Genomic DNA, 20901 nt, shown 5'->3' on the forward strand with positions numbered 1-20901 from the left:
AACATGATATTGTTAAAAAATGTAAAAACTATTATTTGTATTTAATCTAAATAAACTTATATTTGTCCCGCTTTGAAAAACTTATACTCCATATAAAGCTGATTGGCAAGAGTATAATTAAACGATCTAATCATATGTCACTATAAAAAACATACATAACGTTAATAGCATGTTCAAGTCAACCTACATTTTTTTCATCTCGGTATTCTTCCTTACCTCCATAGCACAAGCTCAAACGTCCTTTTCAGGGTATGTGAAAGATGCCTTCGGAAAAGCAATCGAAAGCGCCACCGTTACCGTTGTCGGCACCAACCTCAGCACATCAACTGATATCGATGGGTTTTATAAATTAAAAATAGATTCCAAACAGAACCTTAAAATTGAGGTAACCTCTGTCGGTTATATCACGCAAAACGTCTCACTGAAAAGTAATGAAACGTACAAAGACTTTCAGCTCAAAAAGGATGACCACATGCTGGAAATTGTCAATGTAAAAGGGCAAACGGAAAACCAAAAAAAAGTCAACGAAATAAAAAGATCAGGATTCAATGTGAGTGTTGTTGACATGAACCGATATGCCAACCAGACCGCCAATGTGAGCCAGATTCTCCGTACAGCTCCCGGTGTGACCTTTCGGGAAGACGGTGGACTGGGTTCCAATTTTGTCTTCCGTATCAATGGTCTTGCCGCCAAGATCTATATCGACGGTGTCCCGATGGATGATTTCGGATCTGCCATGTCTTTAAATAATATCCCGGTTAATTTGGTCGACCGAATAGAAATCTATAAAGGGGTTGTTCCTGCATTTTTAGGATCGGATGCCCTCGGCGGAGCTGTCAACATCATTACCAAACAACGGAATAGACATTTCTTGGATCTTAGCTATAGCTATGGTTCCTTCAATACCCACCAGACATCTTTGGTCGGGATGTATACCAATCCTAAAAATAAACTATCTGTCCGGACAAATGCTTTTTACAACTATTCGGACAATGACTACAAAATGTATACCGAGGAAAAATACGGTATTGTCTTTGAAAAAGTAGTAAACAATAAATTCGTCCCCATTGATGTGGTGAGGCGCTTCAATGACCGCTATTATTCGTCTATGGCCCAAGTTGAGATTGGCCTCCGCGATAAAAGCTGGGCCGATCAGTTTTTCGTTGGTCTGACCTATTCCGGAAATAATAAACAAAATCAGCTCGGCGCCACGATCAACAAGCCTTATGGTGGCAGCTGGCGAGAATCGGCCTATATCATGCCTACCCTGAGCTATAAAAAGCAAAATTTCATTATTGACCGGCTATATGCGGACATCTACGCAAACTATGGCTTTGATATCACCCGCAACAGGGATACAGCACAATATAACTATGAATGGACCGGTAGTCCGATCAGCAACCCCAATGGTCAGAACAGGCGAAAGAAGGTCTACAACAAACAAAACACCAATAGTGTACTCGGAAGGATAAATCTGAACTATGACTTCGACGAAAGCCGCAACCATAGTTTGAACCTCAACTATAATATCAGCAGCAATTACCGCAAAACCTTTGATAAAATAGCAAACAATAATACCTCAGGTTTGCCCAAAAACATGGTTAAGCATATTGCAGGGCTGGCCTGGCAGAGTCAATGGTTTGACAAGCGTTTGGTCACCAATATTGCGATCAAATACTACGGCATAGATACCGATCAGCAGGTTGATCAGCGCAAATTCGGAGATAATAATGAAATCTTGAGTGGTGCTATTATCACACAATCAAAATATCTAGGCTACAAAGGCTATAGCTTTGCTTCCCGTTACCGGATTTTCAAAGATGGCGGAGTTAAATTCTCTGCCGAGCGGGCTTATAATATGCCCGAAATGATTGCCATTTATGGTGATGATCAAAACTATCTTGCCAATTGGGATCTCAAACCTGAGCGTAGCGACAACCTCAACACGGGTTTCTATTATAATACATTTTTTAATGAAAACCATTTTATAAATCTTGACGTTTCGGGATTCTACCGTCTGGCAAAAGATTATCAAAATGTACGTATCGTCACAAACGATGAACGCGACAAATTTCAGTACTATAATATTCCGGGCGTAAAAATATATGGTGGAAGTTTCGAATTTCGCTATGGCTATAAAGATATCATCACCGCCGCGCTAAATGGAAGTTATGATAAAGCCATCGACAACCAAAAATATACCAACGAAACCAGTCAGGAGGTTAGCTTGTCCTATGGTTATCAAATACCCAACCGACCGTGGACATACGGCAATCTAGATCTTGGTTTTGCTCAAAATGACTGGTTCAGCAAAGGCAGCCGCACACAATTTAACTGGACAACGCAGTATACCAAATGGTTTTATCTGAGCGATAGCCATCTTGGTTCGCTGGCTTCAAAAAATTACATCCCCACACAGCTTGTTCACTCCTTGCTGGTGAGCTATTCCTGGAACCGCAACAGATACAATATCTCCGGTGAGGCCCGCAACATCTTCGATGAACGCGCCTATGACAACTTTCGTCTCCAAAAGCCCGGAAGAGCATTTTACGTAAAATTTAGAATATCATTACTATAATTCATCAAACACCATCAATAATCATGAAAACAAATAGACTATTTGGCTATTGTGCATTAGCAGGACTGTTATTATCTTCCTGCAAAGATAGCCCGAGCATCCCTGAAGTTACAGAAACCATACCATCTACGTATTCTGTCTGGGTGGCTACCGCCAATGGATCGTACCTGTTGACGACCGATAAAATCATGAAGGATACCTTATTGTCGCCTGCGAATAACAAAGGGGTTGACATCACGGGCAACCTGCCGCAAGCCCGATATGCAGGTTATGCCTATATTTTCAATGGCTACTATTACTTATCCAATGACGGAACCCGTTTTAGTAAACACCAACTGACAGACAACGGACAATTCAAAGAAGTCGATAATTATGCTTTCCCAACCGATTTCTATCTGGGGAAAGTTGCAGCCCAGTTTAGCAGCACAGACGAAATTGTTTTTACGGGAACAGGAGCGAGTGACGCGAACCTGGAGAAAAAAGTATTTGAAAAGGACATCTACTTTATGAATACTAAGGATATGACGATCTCAAAAACCTTAAAAGCGCAGATTCCAACGTTAGACTATACCGTTTACAAACCCGATGGCAGTGTTGATCCGACGATACTCAACGTCACCAGTATGCGCATTGGCGGTGGAAAAGCGTATTTTGGTTTCTTCTACTATAACTACGATTACAAACCAGTAGACAAGAAAGCTTACGTCTATATCTGTGATTACCCAAGCATGCAAAATGGTCATGTGATGAGCGACGAAAGAGCGAGTTATGTAGCGGGTCACTGGCAAAGAGAGAACTATTCGTTCCTGGATGATAACAATAATCTTTATATATTGACCCGTGGTAAAACGGATGGTACCTACGCATTGATGCGTGTCAATAATGGTCAGAATCAGTTTGATAAAAACTATCTATTTGACCTAAAAGACTACGCAGTAAAAGGTGGTGACCTTGCTTGGTTGGGTGATGGAAAAGCATACATCAGACCTTATGTGATCGATGTTGCTAATAAAAGAATCGTTGCCAACCTAGCTGAAATGACAGGCGGAGATCCGACGACAACAATCAACCTAATCGAAAATGGTAACCTGTATACTGCCGTAAAAACTCCGGCATCAAAATGGTTTATTTACGAGTATAATATCAAGAATAACAGTGTAAAAAAAGGTGCTGAGATTGATCCGGGTGTAACCCAGGTTTATCACATCAATAAATTAAAATAAGATAAATCACAAAGTCGATGTAAAAATCCGCTCCTTGTAGGGAGCGGACTTTTATGTAATTTAAATTTAGGCCTTTAGCCGTATTTTCTTCTTCTCGTTTTCACTGCTTCCTTAACAGAAAATAACCGACCACTAACTTCCCGGCATAAACGTATTCGTAAATAGTTGGGGATAGTTATTAGTCAGCTCAGAATGCCAGTTATGCATTGGGAAATCGTCATTCCGGATCTTGCCATCAGGATCCATCAGGATATACCGCGGTATTCCATTGAATTTAAATAGCTCCCGCAGTGCCAAGTATTCGTCAGGCGAAACAATATAGCTTTCGAACATATGATTTTTGACGACATAATCCTTGTAGAAATTCATATCCGGAGTACCACTACTATCGGTCACAAAAACAAATACAAGATTGGGATTATCTTTGAGTTTTAACCGCTTTTCTTTCATCGCTTCAATACTCGCACGACAGGGGCCACAGGATTCCGCCCAAAAGTCTACAAGAACAACTTTACCACGGTACTTATCCGTCAGCTTTTTAAATACGGTAGCAGATGCAGTCTGCGGCAACGCATAACCATCCCTGGTTTTCTTTATTCTGGTCTTTAAAGCCAGCACTTCCCTTTTTAGTTCACTATTGGTCAGAACCGCCAATAGACTGTTAGAAATCGTCGTCATCTGAGCGGTATCCCCAGCAACTGACAATCTGTTTTTCAAGGTCCGTAGTTTTGCGACTTCAGTAACCAATGTTCCGGCTATCGCTGCATTGGCCTGTCGATTAGATGAATCCAATGCCTGATACATATCCCCTTTTCGCTGATTCATTATTACTTTATTAAATCCATCTAGACGAAACAGCGGAGAGTACTCAAAACGATTGATAAATGTCGAAAATTGCCTAGTAACAAAAAGTGAAGGATCATTTAGATCCAAGCGTTTTATAAAATCGAAATAATCCGCCGGAAGTTTTCCCTTGAGGTTGGGATTGGCCGTGTCCTGCTGTGCAAAGTACCTACTATACATCTCGGCATCAAAAAGCTGTACGGCATAATTGATTGCCACATCGCTTTGGATCAAATGCTTTATTTTAGCTCTATATTTTGATGTTGTCAGGCGTCTGTTTACATCCTGTTGAACAGAGTCCCAGATGGAGACAAGCCTTTCTTTGGTTTTTTGTATTGGTTTTTCTGTCAAGATCTTATCAAGATGCTGATAAAATTCACTTTGACGGTTGTCCCATTTAAAATCTTTTAGCTGTTGGTTGTCCAATGCAAGTGGCCCACCATACTGTAACAATTCCAGTTTTTTATCTGTAGAAGCCTTAAAAATTAGGACTAAGGTTTGACCGGGTTCAATATAGTATTTATAGATCTCATCATTAAAGGACAGATAGGACATTTCCGGATTCGTGGCTAGGTAACTGGATTCAAAACGGCCATCGGGATAAATACGGGCGGTCACTGGATACTCCTCTCTCGTCAATTGGTTACCACTGTAGATAATACCACTTGTAAAGCCAAGCTTGGAACTATAGCCTTCAATATAACCAACGATACGCACAGTATCTGGTCTAAAAAAATTTTTATCATAGTTTTTTAGTACTGTTTTGATCTTCGCCTTAGCGAGTTCCTGCTTCATCCAACGATCGGGATCAATGGTTGCAGTGTTTTTCGAAGATGTTTGCGCCACTGCAAACGAAAAATTCAAAAAAATAAAAAAGACTATGAGTGGATATTTCATAACTAATGGCTTTTAATCCCTTTAAGTTAAGCATTTTACATCAAACAAACCGAAAGTTTCAAGGATACAACCCTTAAAATGTGACGGATAACCCGATTCCTCTCTCCTAAGAACTACTTTTTCATTTTCTTTGGGACAATTAGCTCGCTCAGCCGTCATATAGCATATAGACTTAATTTTTTATTTATGAGGGCATTTACGTTTTTATTTGTAGCCGATATTGTGCTGTGGCAGTTGCTCGCTGTTCTGGAATTTATGCTAAAAATCTATTCGCTATATATGCTTTTCAAACACCGCGAACGGTACCGGCCTTTTCTGCTTCCATCTTTTTTAATGATCGTCCTTGTACCGCTATTCGGTAGCCTGATTTTCCTTTTTACAACTAAGGTCAAGAACAATAGTAATTTAACCTAGACAAATCATCTGGTCTTTTGAAGACTGACTGATACACTGACCAACATGAAACTAGGCATCTGCCCTCACCTAATCAGATCGATCTTTTAAAGACTGTAGCAGCAGCTCGATAGCATCAAAAGCGAAACAATTAAAGTTTTCGGATCTATCTGAAGAACAGAAATTTTATTTCGTCTTTTTTAAGACAATTTTCAATTTCGATTGTCTATATATAGAACTTATAAACTTAATTAGCATGAAAACAAAATTCTTTATTATCATTCCAATGGTTATGGCAATTTTTTGGAGTATTTCCGGCTGTCAGAAACCGACTGGAGAACTTGCACCTACGGATCTCGCAGGAGAAAAATTGGCAAAAAAAGCGATCGTAAATGCGACTGATACAACCGTTAAAACATTCTCAAAAGAGCCTGTAGCAAATGCTACTGTAGTGGCAAAGAAATTTAAATTTCCAAGCTCGAGTACCGATGTCAAAAAAATTCTCATGCATGTTTACTTGACCTGTCCGTCGGGGGGCTGCCCTCCCTGGGATGTCTATGCGAATGTCCGATTGATGAAAAGCAATGGTGACGACAACAAGACCTACGGCTATGAATTGGGACGATGGATTACGCCTTACGGGAAAGATAATACAAGTATCCCTGGTGGCTGGGTCATCGATGTAACAGATTTTCGGTCACTACTTATCGGAGATGTTACCTTAGAAACACGAGCGGAAGTATGGAGCGGTACATGGGAAGTCTCTATAGATTTCGAGTTTCAGCGGGGAACGCCAACCTATAAATATAGTGCTGTCGTTCCGATCATGCAATACAACGACTGGTCCTGGACTGGAATTAACTTTGGCAAAGGTACAGTGACAGCAAATAACTACAACGGAAAACAAACGGGCTTTAACATCAGTGGCATGCCTTCAAATGTTGAGCGTACTTCATTCAGAAGCATTATTTCGGGATGGGGCCAAGCCTATCCTGCCGCTCCAGGTGGCCGAAGATTCGCTGAATGGGCGTTCCGCAAACATGGAATCAGTATCGATGACAGCCCAACTTTTGTACATGATATGAATGGGCTTGGATGTGCTGTGAATCCCAAAGTTGTCAAAAACCAAGCTGGGAACTGGACACCTGACAGAGCGGGCTGGTGTCCTGGTCTAGAAGTACCTGTGCGCACAAATGTATTGGCATCACCAAAAGCTGGTGGCTCTTTCAACTTCAATTATGTACTCCAGGAAGATCAGTGGAATCCAAATAATCTAACCGAAAAATGGCGGGATAACGGTGTTGACACTGGTGGTGCTTATTATGCCCTCTCTACCTATATGGTCATCGAAAGTAATTCTCCGATAAGTGGGTCACCTGTCGTGAGCAATAGACCTTAATCGTTCGATAAAACTGTAGATACTAAAAATGGAGTGTAAAGAAAATTACACTCCATTTTACTATTGCTTTCAATACTGATTGACCTGTTTATTCGAGATTCAACTTTATGGTCGAATTGTCCCGAAGAAAATTAAATTTCTTCAAAATAGATCAATATTGAAGTTCCAGTACCGGTCTGTTTGCCACAGCTTCCTTGCTACTAAATGCCATATCATTGGTTGACGAAGCAGCTCCGGTGTTCAGAAATAGAAACGATACTTTACGATCTGTACCTGTCAGCTGTCTATTGATGGCATTGGTAACATCAATGCTTTGAAGACCCACACCCGAAATAACGATCTTCCCAGCCGATACGGTGTCCATCGGTGCATTATTCCAGTTAATGGTATTTTCCAGCCAGGAGCTGGTGCTTGTCGTATAGATATTAATTGTACGCTGCGGTGCTGTATTGACGCCACTGACATACATTTTTAAAACCGCCGAACTTACTTTTGGCCGCGTAACTGCGGCGATATCAAATTTGACATACGATTTGCGCGCATAAGATACCGCATCAGATTTTACGATCAGATCCGGCAATGTACCATAATTGGTACCAGCATAGGTACCATTGCGCACATAGGCATCGGCAAGACTACTGCCGGCCTGTGAAATTACTGTGTGTTGAAAAGCACCGACATCTGGATTGCCCGCTGGTAAAACATTGCCGACAAAATCTTTTCCGCCATTGCCCTCAATCAATATCCCCGCATTGCGCACTGGGGAATTGGGATCAACATCATAGCCCTTCGCAACATCAAAACCCGTTCCGGCAGCCGGATTTAAGAAAGCAGGATCTGTATAAAAATTATTGCTCAATGGTGCAGTTCCCCAGTTGAATGCCGTAAAGACATTGCCGGGGTAAAGGTTATTGTTACTAAACCTTGTCTGGGTTGTTAAGGGAATAGAGGTGCCAGCATCATTGCGGGCCAAAACCAAACCCGTGGCCGAAGGTGCCACATAAAAAATATTATTGGAATAGGTTCCGTATGGCGCACTATGGAAGATGGTACCTCCTGGATTCTTAATGTAGAATACATTGTTATAAATCTGGTGATTGCGGTTTGTGCTACCGTTGAAAAGAAATAGTTTTTTCTTACCAGTAGTCCCGATATCATTGACACTGACATTATAGCGTACAGTAATATTCTGCGAATTGTACATAAACAGCATAAAGCCGCCGTTGTTGTCATGTGAATAATTATATTCAAAAATGTCTCCATTGGTCGGGGAATTGGCATCGTAGCCATCGGCATCAAAGGCCATACCGTCATTGGCCCCACCACCGGTCAGTCCATATACCTCATTATACGCAACGACTGTGTTTTTGCTCTTTACTGTCCAGATACCCGCATAGTTATAATTGGTTGTATTCATACAGGCTTTATAGACTGTATTATGGGTAATCTTACAGCCACCTGTCGCCCCGGCCATAATAATGCCATCGCCGTAGATATATTCCAGCAGATTATCGTCAAAAAGTACATTTGTCGCTGTGCCGGTGGTGCGTATGCCCGTGACAGAAGAGTTGGCTATATGGCAGCTTTGTACTAAAACATTACTCACCGTGCCATCAATAATAATACCGCCAGTCGCTTTCACAAAATTTGGTTTGCCATCAAATGCGGCATTGACATCGTGGATATAACAATTCTTGATAGCAATATCGGTACCACCATTGACCCGGATTCCTGTGGCTGCATAACTGTTTCCACTGGGCACGGTATTGGTCAGTTCCAGGTTATTCACTTCAATATAAGATACCTTATTTAAAAATAGGGTATTGGAACCATTTCTTTTCCCACCACCGTGGATGACCGGTCGCACCTCACCATCATATTTGTCAAGCACAATCGCAGCACCGCTGGCTCCAGAATTTTTGATATGCAGGGTGTCATTCCATACGCCGCCACTCTTGAAAAGGATCCTGTCCCCCGGACTGAACACCGAAGCATTAATTTTCGCGAGGGTCTTCCATGCGGATCCGGCACTTGTGCCGACACTGTCATCGCTGCCGGATGGGTCGACATAGTAGGTTGTGCCCGATGCCGTGCCATTGGCGAGCGCCTTTGCTTTAAGTACATCATTTGCAACGAGTTTGTCGGATTCCTTGCAGCTCAACAAGCCCAGCAGGGCAATTGAAATCAGGATAATAATTTGTTTCATAATTTTGGTTTAAACTTTTATCGTAAAGGTTATTCATTAACACTTAGTACATAACATATAAAATCAAAAATTGTCCTGAACTATTTTCAAAAATTATATATTTTCTTTACTGAACCCGCAGCTTTACTGTCATTCATCCCATGATTGAGGCCCCTATTGCCGCCAATACTTTATTTTCGGTCGATAAGTGAAAATAATTTTAGCGGACAGACAAAAGCGCTTTGTAAATAAAGCCGAAACACGCTACTTTTACGGTAGGTAAAAGCGAGCATATGAATTTTATTGACGACATCCATCCCATCCTATTTTCCATTATTGTGGGTGGCATTATTGGGCTTGAACGGGAGTACCAGCTGAAATCAGCGGGGTTGCGGACCATGATATTGGTTACCTTGGGATCCTGTATGTTTACGATGCTCTCCTTGAGTCTGGGTGGACCGGGAAGTCCCGACCGTATCGCTGCCAATATCATTACGGGAATAGGTTTTGTAGGCGCAGGTGTCATCTTTAAAGAGGAAAACCGTGTATCGGGTCTTACCACAGCGGTCACGATCTGGATCTGTGCATCACTGGGCATGACCATTGGTGCGGGTTACTACAAAGAAGCAACAATTGGCTCCATTGCCGTGTTCCTAATGCTTATTGTCTTTAAATACATTCAGAACATTATCGACCGGATCAGTATGCGCTATACCTATGAAATTACACTTCCATATGATGAGGCTGTTCTGACCAAATATGAAGGGATCTTTAGGCAACATTCCCTAAAAGCAAAACGGGGTAAACAGATCCGACGTGGTGGGAAATATACCGTCATATGGTACGTACAGGGCACGACCCAGAATCATGAAAATTGTGCAAAGCTGCTGTTCAATGATCCGACAATTGACGAGTTTAAATTCTAAGTCTTTTACCACTGCTGACTTTGGCGAGGCTATTGATTTTAGAATTGAGGTACTAAGGTTATTCTTTCCTATCTATAATTTCTTAGCCAAGCAATAATTTTCTTCAACAATACTATTTTCGGAAGACGAATATGAAATAAAAATGAGGTTGTCACTTCACACTTTAGACAACCTCATTTTATTATTGTACCAGGCTATTAATCATACAGTAGATGACTTACTAAAGTTGCAAATTCAATTCCTGCTGTTGCTGATTTCTAAAGACATTAACTTTTGGTTGATCGGCGTGGACATGTTTTTTAATCGCTTGCTGAAGATCTGTTAATTTATCTGTCTTCTCACCTTGATAGTTTAGCACCACATCGCCTGTCCGCAAACCGCTTTTATAGAGTGTACTCTTTTCATCCAATTGAAGGACCAATACACCAGCGATCGATGGCAGACCTGCCGCTGATTGTTCGCCCAATGTTTCAACAGTCTTAAATTGTCCGCCTTTCCAAGCCCACTTCACGCCCTGCTCTTTTGTGTCTTTTTGAATCAGCTCCGGTATCTCAGGGCTGGCAGCGAGGCTTTTCAATCTTTTGCTGGTCACACCAAAATGCAACATATCAAAATTTTTGAAACCTTGGTCTTTCCAGTTCTTCAACCGAAAATCGCCTAGAGCAGGCGCGACAAAATTCATTGCGACAACACGCCCATGTTTTTCTATGCCTTTGGCCTGATCTTTTTGAAGATCTTCTTGTCGTGCGTAAATATTGTAATCCACCTCATCCCCCCAATACTTCACCTGAATATCTTGATGAGCATGCATCACAATATTATAGCGAAAGACATCATGACTATTTTGGAACCAGACATGGGGATGAAAACCATTGTTGAGCATCACATTGTTATATACTTTGCGGTAAAAGCCCTCCCTCAATTTCAACCCGCCACTTAAACACAAGTTATTGTATATTTCATAGTTGGAGGATCCATCATCCAGATCAATGTCCCATCCGTGATCACAGCGAAAACGGTTGTCGTGAATTTTTGTTGTTTTGACCGCATCCAGTAAGATCAAGTCTGGGTGAGCTGCTGTCAGCTGATCCATCTTGTTTCTATCGGGATGCCAAAAACGATCACGTCCCCAGGAATTAAACGCGCCATGGTCGCTGGTTTCCAGCACGGTGCTAAAAACATCATTATAAGCGATCTCATGACCGCCCCAGGTACCGTCACCTACATTGATCCCTGCGCGGGGTACATTGTAAATTGTATTGTGCAAAATACGCAAAGACTCTGCCATAGACACTTGTACACCTGCCACTTGTTTTTCGATCAGACCGATGCTGTGGATCAAATTGTCACTGGCTTCACAATCCATGGGGTAATTATTACTTTTAGGACCTTTAAGGGTGTCCATCTGATCGAGTGGAACAAATTTTTCATAGCGAAACGCAGGTGAACGTACAGCCTCGGGATCACCTACAAAGTTGATGGCACCGGCACCGATCTGTTCGATACGATTACCACTAACTTTAACTCCACGGTTGTAATTGTTAACGAAGATCGCATTTCCCCCCAATTCGATAAAATCATTGGCACGAAGGATACAGTTTTCAGCACCTTCGATCTTCACTGCTCCTTGACGATAGATGGTCCAGTCGCTACGCAACAAAGGTTCGGCTGTTTTCATAAACGTAGGTGCAGTATGCATAAAGCGGATACCGCTGACTTCGATATCGTGCACTGGATTGTTGGCAGATCCAGCAATTGTAATCAAATTTTCCAGCTGTGGTGCTACAAATTTCAATTGATTGGGGTCTTTACCTTTAGATGGCATGTAATACAGCGTCGCTGTCCCCTCATCCAAATACCATTCTTGTGCACTGTCAAGTTCTTCAACTATATTCTCGACATAGCGGTAGGTTTCATGCATTGGGCTTGGCCGGTTATTTTGCTCTCCGCCTTCCAATGTTACCTTTGATGCTCCATCTTTTCCGGTAATACGGTAATGGAATCCACCCCAGCGACCTGAATGTAAAGCATGTACAATACCTCCTGTCGGATTTTTCCAGGTGGCAATACGTTCAGGACTCAGTGCGTCAGCAGCGTAGCCCTGAAAGGGTAATACGGATGCGTCATAATTTGGATACCGCGCCCTGACGAGATGTGCATCGTTCGCATAAAGACTTTGGAAACTCGTTCCTGCTGGAACTTTGGCTTTCCAGATCCCCTTATCTCCCTGTTCCCATTTCAGATCAAGCAGTTTAGCTCCACTGAGGATAACTTGCTTTCCGTCTGCGGCTTTGATCCGAAATGGCAGTTTTTTTGTACCGGACCGCGCTGCAGATATTTGAATTGGTTTGTCTAGATAGTAAGTGCCACCAGTAAAAATAATTTCAATTCCAGTTGTCGCCTTTCCCTGTTTGGATTTTTCAACGGCACGCAAGGCTGCCTCGGCGGTAGCAAACGGCCGCGCTACCGTTCCCGGATTTTGGTCATTGCCCTTTGTACTGACGTAAACTCGCTTAATCGCACCAGACTGTTGCGCTTGTATTGTAAACACAGGTGCACAGCTCAGACCAATAAACAATAATTTGGGCACTAGACTTGGTTTTATCTTCATAATTTCAATATTTCATTTGGTTATCGTTTGGTCAATTTTAGCTTCTTATTGTAATTCAATTTCAACCTCTTACTATATTAACCTCTTATTCTACACGACGACTAATAAACGAATTTGTCCCTACAAATCCGTTTATTTTAGTTGTTTTATTTTTCAGGGGCCGCCCATAAAACTGCGGCCCTTTTTATTTAATTTGCTCTAATCTCCCTTGATCTCTTTTTAACTATTCATTTTTCAGGGGCTCGCTTTTCTTTTGAGACAGCTTGTTGTTTCATACTCTTTCTAGTTGTCCAATTAATTGGCACTTTTTCTGCCCCTAGTCAAATATTGTTATTTATATAAGGGATTCTGTGGTATATTATTGTTGGTCACTTCGGTCGTCGGAATAAGCCAAGTCTGGTTGTATGGTCCGACTGGAACGTTCAGCGAGGCACCACGTTGTTTCTGAATACGGTCAAATGTATTGGTCCGCTTCATAATCGTCCAAGACTGTCCCTCCTCATGCAATTCCCAATCAAACTCTCTCCAAACTGCCTGTTGGAATTGTTCCTTGGATAATCCACTCAAATCAGGTACCTGTGTAGGATCATTTTTATCCATACGTGCTCTTTTACGAATAGCATTAATATAGCTATAGGCATTTGCAGGACCATTGATTGCATTTTCGGCTTCAGCGGCAATCAGATACATCTCTGCCAATCGGATAATGGGAACAGTATATGGAATACTTGCCTGTGAGGGTAAATCTCCTCGATTGATAGAGACGGTATCCACAAATTTCTGAAAAAATGGGCGATCCAGAACCTTTTTATCAGGCTTGATGTAGTTGCTGATGATCCCCCAGGAAAAACGGCGATCACCTTTTGAAAAACTCGCCATAAAATTGTTTGATGGAACCAGGGTCGGATTATAACCAGGAGAAGTATTGGATGAGCCGTTCAAGAAATTGGAACCACGACCTGGTTCATATAACTTCTCCCAAATGGATTCGCTGGTATACTTCGTATTGTGAAATACCTGCGCATAATCATCCATAAGTTTGTATTTTCCGGAGTTGATCACCGCTGTAGACTTTTGCAGCGCATCTTTATAATATTGAGTCTGCTTGAGCGGATTGCCGGCCATAGTCAGGTATACACGTGCCAGAAGTGCAGTAGCCACGTTTTTATCCACCCGTCCCTGCTGTGCGGCTTTGTCAGGAAGATTCTGCTCAGCGTATAGTAGATCTTTTAACACCTGTTCGTAAACCTGAGCCTGTCCAGTTCTGGGCAATCTTAGACTGTTGTAATCTTGAGGAATCTTCAATGGTAACGGCACATCACCAAACAATTGTACAAGATTAAAGAAAGCATACCCCCGCAAGAAGCTGGCCTCGGCAATTAATTGTGCCTTTTTACTATCATCCAATGGCGCATTGGGAAGATATTGCAAAATAAAATTAGCGTTCTTAATCACTGCATAGGGTGTATTCCATGCACCACCTGCGTTGTAATAGTCAGGTGTAGGTTGATTATTATAAATTGGCAGGGCTTGTTCGGCTGATGCAGAAGGCGTTGCATAGAGATCGGTAATCATCTCATGCGTATACACTACATACAGTGGAAAATCAGCGTAGATACCTGTTACTGCTGATTCATAGCTGCTCGGATTCTTAAAAAATTCATCCGGTGAAATCACCGTCTTTGGCGTCTCTTGCAAGGATTTTTCACAGCTCTGTAACAGACAGGCGGTCAAAAGGGCACAAAGGATATATCTTGATTTCATAATTGTTCGTATTTAAAAATTAACTCTTAAACCTGCGGTAATGGACTTAAAAGCGGGATAGTTACCGCGGTCCCAACCATTGACAGACGCGGAAGCCCAAGATACTTCCGGATCATAACCACTATACTTGGTAATAGTCAAATAATTCTGTGCACTGAGATACACCCGGAGGTTGGACAAACGCCAGGATTGCAACAGGCTCTTGGGAAAGGTATAGCCTATGGTCACATCACGCAAGCGCAAATAAGATCCATTTTCCACCCACAGCGAGTTGGCATAGTCTCGGATTGCACTGCCACTTTTTTCACTTGGGCGATCAAACTGCGCCTCTCCTGCACCCGTCCAACGGTTATTGTAGGCCTCATACGTAGGATTCCAATTGCCATTGAGGGAAATATTGTACTTACGGAATTCATTGACAATATCATTACCATAACTTCCGACGATCAAAAAGGAAAAATCAATATTTTTGTAGGTAAAGCGATTGTTAAAACCAAAAGTAAATTTGGGTTCCAAATGACTAATTACCGTTCGATCCTCACTTGCCGAAACAAGGCCCTGACCGTCCCAATTTTTAAAACGATAATCTCCTGCGCGCTTATCTGGCTCTCCATTATCTTTCGCCTCCTGATCGGTCTTGTAGGTACCTTCCACAGTAAAACCATACAATTGCATCATGGATTGGCCTACAATGGTTGGAAACCAGTTGCCACCAGCTCCGATTTCCTTATACGTAATCGAGTTTCCATATGCATCACGTCCCATGTCTAATACTTTTGTCCGATTGGCGGATAGATTGAGTGAAGTATTCCAAGTAAATCCCTCCCCTATATTTGGTCGGGCAGAAACCTGAAATTCAAATCCGCGATTTTGAACAACACCTATATTTTGCAATACGGAGCTGAAGCCACTTGATCCAGGCAAGGTCACATTGAGCAATAGGTCTTCTGTGCGTTTGTTATAATAATCTGCTACAACCTGAATCCTGTTGTCCAAGAATCCCAACTCCAAGCCCAAGTCTGTCTGCTTGGTTGATTCCCATTTGAGGTTTGGGTTAGCCATTGAAGACAGGAAAAAGCCTGTTCCGATCTTACTATCAAATACGACATCCCTTGCACTCACATTGGCCAGTGTCTGGTAATTACCTATACCCTGATTCCCGGATTTCCCATAAGATCCGCGGATTTTAAATTGAGAAATCAGCTCCTGGTCTTTTAAGAATTCTTCCTTATGAACATTCCAAGCCAAGGCTGCAGAAGGGAAAAAGGCGAACTTTTGATTAAGGCCAAAACGTGAGGAGCCATCGTATCGGCCTGTCAATGTCAAAAAATAACGATCTGCGAAACCATAATTGATTCGTCCAAGATAGGATATTAGTTTATTGTCTCCATAAGATGTAGAAGGCAAGCCTTTCGTAATAGCCGAACCAATAGCATTATTTTCATACAAATCACTGACAAAACCAATACCGCTACCACTATTGAGATTATCGCCTTTGCTCTTCTGATAGGTAAATCCAGCGACAGCATTGATGTGATGCTGCCCGAAATCTTTTTCGTACTCCAGGACATTTTCATTAATAATTGTGACAGAACTATTATAACTTTTGGATGCGACGCCAAAAATTGGTTTTCCATTTGCATCTGTCCGTTGTCCCAAACTAATCGTGCCCGGATAGTAAAGATCATTTTTGGTTGTTCCCTGATCTATTCCAATACTGCTCTTCAATTTTAAACCAGCCATAATATCCACAGCCAAACTCGCATTTCCAATAATGCGAAGATTGTTGGAAGTATTATTCCAATTCTCGGATAATCCCACAGGGTTTGTCTCACCCCAGGATACCCCCGTAAACTTGGTATAATTTCCATTTTGGTCATAAACCTGCATTGTCGGAGGTAGCACCATACTGGACCAAGGAATCCCTCCTCCACCATCGGCACTTTCATATTGTGCACGGTTGTACTTCGAATTTTGTAGAGACATCGATGTCGCAAAGGTCACCCGATCCCAAAACCGATGTTCAATATTACCTCGAAAAGATAAACGTTGAAATCCAGAATTGCGGATAGTTCCATCTTGATTAAGATAACCAAAAGAGGTGTAATACTTTGTCGCATCATTACCTCCACTAAGGTTAAGGTCATGATTTTGCACCATTGCCGAACGATACACCAAATCTTGCCAATCGGTCCCTTTACCTAGGTTGCGGATCTGTTCGTCAGTCCATGGCAAAGGTTTGTTTTCATTTTTGGTGATATTATTATTTTGGGTTACTTCGTTTTGCAGATTGGCAAAATCCTGTGCATTGAGCACATCAATACGTTTCCGCAAATTTTGTACACCGAAATAGTTGCTATATCCAATTTGTGTCTTGCCACTTTTCCCCTTTTTTGTGGTAATCATAATAACCCCATTGGCTCCTCGGGAACCATAGATCGCGGTTGAAGAGGCATCTTTCAGTACAGAAATATTTTCGATATCCTCTGGGTTCAACTGTGCTGATAGACCATCCAAGGGCATACCATCGACTACGTATAAGGGATCATTGCTGGCGGAAAGTGAATTGATACCTCGGATCTGAATTTTCATTGCTTCACCGGGTTGTCCTGAGGCCTGATTGACCCGAACACCAGCTGCTTGCCCCTGTAGTGCCTGCGCCACATTGGAAACGGTATTGACCTGTGTAATTTGACTGGATCCTATGCTCGATACGGATCCTGTCAAATCAGACTTTTTGACAGACCCGTAACCTATGACGACAACTTCACCGATGTCCATATTGGAATTTTGCAGTACAACTTGTATTGTATTCTTACCGTTTGTCGACAGCTCCTGCGTCATGTAACCCACAGAAGAGATTTGCAAGATAGCCTGCGCCGCTCCACTCAGTTTAAATCGGCCACTAGCATCCGTCTGGGTACGATTGCTTGTTCCTTTAATCTGCACAGTAACCCCCGCAATCGGCTTACCGTTGTTGTCCTGTACGACTCCTGTGATTTCATGCTGTACATAGGTATAGACTGGAACCGTCTTTTCTGCTTCGCGGATCACAATCATCTTATCGACGAGCGTCCACTGCAAATTCTTTCCCCCGACAATCATATCCATAGCTTGTTGTAAACTAGCCTCCTCAATACGCGCAGTAATCGGAATATTGGCAATCTGTGCCCCGCGAAAGAAGAAGCGATACCCCTGTTGCTTCTGAATGGATTTCATCACTTTTTTTAAAGTTTCATGCTGCGCGTTTACGGTAATCTTCTGTGCTTTGACACTTGCGAAGGTCTGTAGGACAGCAGCAATACATAGCATAACCGTTAATTTCATATAGAGTAATAATCGGATCGCTGGACGATACATAGCCCGTCCAGTATATGGTTTAAAAAACATATCTTTGTGTGTTTGATTGGTTATTTAATTCACGTTAATAAGTCCTGTGTTATACACAGGTGCTAGCCCGTCAAACAATTTAGCTGAGTGATGTGTCCAGCATCGCTCAGTTGTTTTCTTGGCCTATTCGATTGGTTATTGTATTTCCGAAATGACCTCCTTTCTATAGAATTTCCCCTTATTTTATTGTTATTCCCCTTCAATCATCAAGCGTGTACGGTCGGCTTTCCCCTCCAAGCGTAATTTGACCCCGCTTTTTTGCAATATTTCAACTACTGTTTTTAAACTCTTATTCCGCTCAATTGTTCCGAAAAAAGCAACACGCGGTTCTTTCGCTATGTATTGTATATCGATATCATACCATTTACCCAATTGCTCAAAAGCTTCCTTTGCATCTTCGCCATCAAAATAGAATAACCCATCTTTCCAAGCGATGGCCTGATCCACATCAACTTCTTTGATTTGAAAGGCATTGCCATCAAATGAACTTTGTTTCCCTGGTGTCAATAAGACTGATTTCGAAGGATATCCTGCTGCGGATACGACTACTTTACCTTCCAATAAAGTTGTCTTCGTGGTCTTAATATTAGGATAAGCCGTTACATTAAACTTCGTCCCTAAAACCTCCAACAACTGCCCCTTGGTTTTTACTAAAAAAGGGATACGGCTAGGTTTAGCTCCACGAACAGCATTATTTGATGTGAGTTTGGCGACTTCAAAATAAGCTTCCCCTTCAAGTTCAACCACGCGGTTATTTTTATCAAATCGTAGCGGGTAATGCAACTTAGATCCTGAGTTAACCCAGACTTGAGTACCATCGGAAAGGATTATTTTATAAAAATTCTTTACAGGAACCTCCAATGTTAGCAAAGTATTATCTGCAATCTTTGTATTAGTCAAATCTGTCGTGGCAAGTCTATCACCATTTACATACTGAATTTCCTCCCCCATTTGGATGCCTTGATCGTCTGACTTTAGTGCGATAACAGTACCATCTGGTAAGGTCAAGCGTGCGCCGCTTTTTCCCGGTTTTATATCTTCCGTATTTTTATAGGTCAATGTTTGGTCCTGTTTATCCGATTGTCCCTTTTGTACGATGAAGTAAATGGAGAAACAGCAAAGCAAAATCGCTGCAGCCGCATACCACCACAAAGCGGAGACTTTCCTAGTTTGCACAGGCTCTTCCATTGCTTGGACTTTCTCCATCACTTTTGTCAGAAGCATCTGATCATCTTGACTTTTTTTCGAAGTATTGTTCAGACGATGCCAAATCGCTAGATCTTGCTCCCATCCGCTATTTTCTGCGAGTTGCTCAAAGAACACACGGTGTTGTGGATCCGAATTGAGCCAAGTCTGCAGCTCATGCTGCTCCAAATCCGTAAGGTCGCCCTGAAAGTGATGAAAAATAAGGTATGCAATATCTCTAGGCACAGTCATAATCATGGTTTTTATAGATAAACCGGAAACTGAGCAAAACCTTAGTGAATATTTTACTTTTTTTAAAGATGCTGAAAAAGATAGGGGGCTAGGAACAATGCCAATAACATATCATTCCGTCCAAATCGCTGTCTAAGATGACTTAGCACCTTAGATTTAGCGTAAAACACATTATTAGCGGTGGTGTTTAATAATGTACAGATTTCCTCCGTACTGTAACCTTCCAAATAACTCAATCTAAAGATTTGTGCTTGCTGTGTTGGCAGTTTATCCAACTCGGCATATAATAATTGAATAAACTCAGCATAAATAATATCGAATTGTATATTTCGATCGTCCTGTTGGTCTATCCCCTCAAGCCCATGGTAGACAAAGGGCGATGATTTTTCCTTTTCAATATGATTCAGACAGGCATTCTTCGTGGTTTTAAACAGGAAATATTGAATATGGCCCAGATCAGTCATCCGTGCACGATGCTGCCAAAGTTTAAAGAAACTATCAGCAACAATTTCTTCACATACGGTTTCATCTCGAATAAATTTGTAGGCGAAAAACAATAGGGATGACCTATTTTGCTGAATGCAAAATTCTAGCATCCGCTGGTTTCCAGCCTTAAAGTCTTCAAAATAATTGTAATCCATTTGAGCTAATCAATAAAGCAATTTATCATAGTAAGACGATTGAAATAAGGTATTTTCCTGTTAAAAATGCTACTTTTTTATCTTTTTTAAAACATCCAAGTATTTTTTCTTTACACCATTATCTTCCTCCAACTCACAAAGGAGTTCCACTTCGGGGATTAAAAAATCATTTTGAACGGTTTTTAACTTGATTATTTCGGCTAGGGCATAGGCCAACGAACAACCGTTCCACTATTACGTGTATTTTTCAATAAACTAGCGACAGTATTATCCAATTGATCTGGGAAAAGCCAAATGATATTACCGATGATTTTCGCACTTTCCCATTTTATTCTCGGTTCATTACCCCCTAACACATTTGTCAAGTATTTCAATAGTGCGCTGTTACCGATTGCTGGGTTCTTTTTCGTCGCATATTCAATAGCTTCTAGGCAAGTCGCTTTGTCAACAGCATTTTGTTGATCTGCGTATTCCAATAGCAATTGGAGGGATAGACCACCATTGAGCAAACCTGCTCCAAGAATTGCCACCTTACTTTTTAATTTTATCGATTTGTCTTGAAAAATCTCTTCTATTTCCATCTGTAGATAAATTGCTTATTATTTTAAGAGAGG

12 protein-coding genes are annotated in these 20901 nt (G+C 41.6%); 4 read left to right on the forward strand and 8 right to left on the reverse strand.

Translation table 11 applies throughout. The annotated features are described in order from the left end of the window. The first annotated feature begins 169 nt into the window (after nucleotides 1-169). Nucleotides 170-2578 carry a TonB-dependent receptor gene (locus ABFX33_RS08800; protein ID WP_346085571.1) on the forward strand — a complete coding sequence of 803 codons (2409 nt, stop codon included), beginning with the start codon at nucleotides 170-172 and terminating at the stop codon, nucleotides 2576-2578. A gap of 23 nt (nucleotides 2579-2601) precedes the next feature. Then, a complete protein-coding gene (locus tag ABFX33_RS08805; RefSeq protein WP_257093568.1) occupies nucleotides 2602-3801 on the forward strand; it encodes a hypothetical protein in 1200 nt (399 codons plus the stop codon). 132 nt (nucleotides 3802-3933) lie between these two features. Here ABFX33_RS08805 and ABFX33_RS08810 read toward each other — a convergent pair whose 3' ends face one another. After that, nucleotides 3934-5541, reverse strand: a complete 1608-nt coding sequence (locus tag ABFX33_RS08810) for a TlpA family protein disulfide reductase (protein WP_346085573.1) — start codon at nucleotides 5539-5541, stop codon at nucleotides 3934-3936. Nucleotides 5542-6190: 649 nt separating this feature from the next. On the opposite strand from ABFX33_RS08810, the gene ABFX33_RS08815 reads away from it, so the two are divergent. Next, on the forward strand, nucleotides 6191-7333 hold the full coding sequence (locus ABFX33_RS08815; RefSeq protein WP_346085574.1) for a peptide-N-glycosidase F-related protein: 1143 nt from the start codon (nucleotides 6191-6193) through the stop codon (nucleotides 7331-7333). 151 nt (nucleotides 7334-7484) lie between these two features. Here ABFX33_RS08815 and ABFX33_RS08820 read toward each other — a convergent pair whose 3' ends face one another. Next, nucleotides 7485-9539 carry a CBM96 family carbohydrate-binding protein gene (locus tag ABFX33_RS08820; RefSeq protein WP_346085575.1) on the reverse strand — a complete coding sequence of 685 codons (2055 nt, stop codon included), beginning with the start codon at nucleotides 9537-9539 and terminating at the stop codon, nucleotides 7485-7487. Between the two features lie 272 nt (nucleotides 9540-9811). On the opposite strand from ABFX33_RS08820, the gene ABFX33_RS08825 reads away from it, so the two are divergent. After that, entirely contained in the window at nucleotides 9812-10444 is a 633-nt protein-coding gene (locus tag ABFX33_RS08825; protein WP_120259343.1) for an MgtC/SapB family protein, read from the forward strand. A 220-nt stretch (nucleotides 10445-10664) separates the two neighbouring features. Here ABFX33_RS08825 and ABFX33_RS08830 read toward each other — a convergent pair whose 3' ends face one another. From ABFX33_RS08830 to ABFX33_RS08855, 6 genes are all read right to left on the reverse strand, one after another. Further along, nucleotides 10665-13055: a PDZ domain-containing protein gene (locus ABFX33_RS08830; protein WP_346085577.1), complete on the reverse strand. Its 2391-nt coding sequence runs from the start codon at nucleotides 13053-13055 to the stop codon at nucleotides 10665-10667. A gap of 330 nt (nucleotides 13056-13385) precedes the next feature. Beyond that, on the reverse strand, nucleotides 13386-14819 hold the full coding sequence (locus ABFX33_RS08835) for a RagB/SusD family nutrient uptake outer membrane protein (protein WP_346085579.1): 1434 nt from the start codon (nucleotides 14817-14819) through the stop codon (nucleotides 13386-13388). Between the two features lie 12 nt (nucleotides 14820-14831). Beyond that, the gene (locus ABFX33_RS08840; protein WP_346085580.1) at nucleotides 14832-18209 is read right to left on the reverse strand and encodes a SusC/RagA family TonB-linked outer membrane protein; all 3378 of its coding nucleotides are present in this window, start codon (nucleotides 18207-18209) and stop codon (nucleotides 14832-14834) included. Between the two features lie 189 nt (nucleotides 18210-18398). Beyond that, complete coding sequence (locus ABFX33_RS08845; protein ID WP_346085582.1) at nucleotides 18399-19646, reverse strand: FecR family protein; 1248 nt, start codon at nucleotides 19644-19646, stop codon at nucleotides 18399-18401. Between the two features lie 62 nt (nucleotides 19647-19708). After that, nucleotides 19709-20287 (reverse strand): RNA polymerase sigma factor, encoded by a 579-nt coding sequence (locus ABFX33_RS08850; protein ID WP_346085584.1) that lies wholly within the window; start codon nucleotides 20285-20287, stop codon nucleotides 19709-19711. A 200-nt stretch (nucleotides 20288-20487) separates the two neighbouring features. Continuing rightward, nucleotides 20488-20868 (reverse strand): hypothetical protein, encoded by a 381-nt coding sequence (locus tag ABFX33_RS08855; RefSeq protein ID WP_346085585.1) that lies wholly within the window; start codon nucleotides 20866-20868, stop codon nucleotides 20488-20490. Nucleotides 20869-20901 lie beyond the last annotated feature (33 nt).

This window comes from Sphingobacterium ginsenosidimutans, assembly GCF_039536865.1.
GTDB classification, from domain to species: domain Bacteria; phylum Bacteroidota; class Bacteroidia; order Sphingobacteriales; family Sphingobacteriaceae; genus Sphingobacterium; species Sphingobacterium detergens.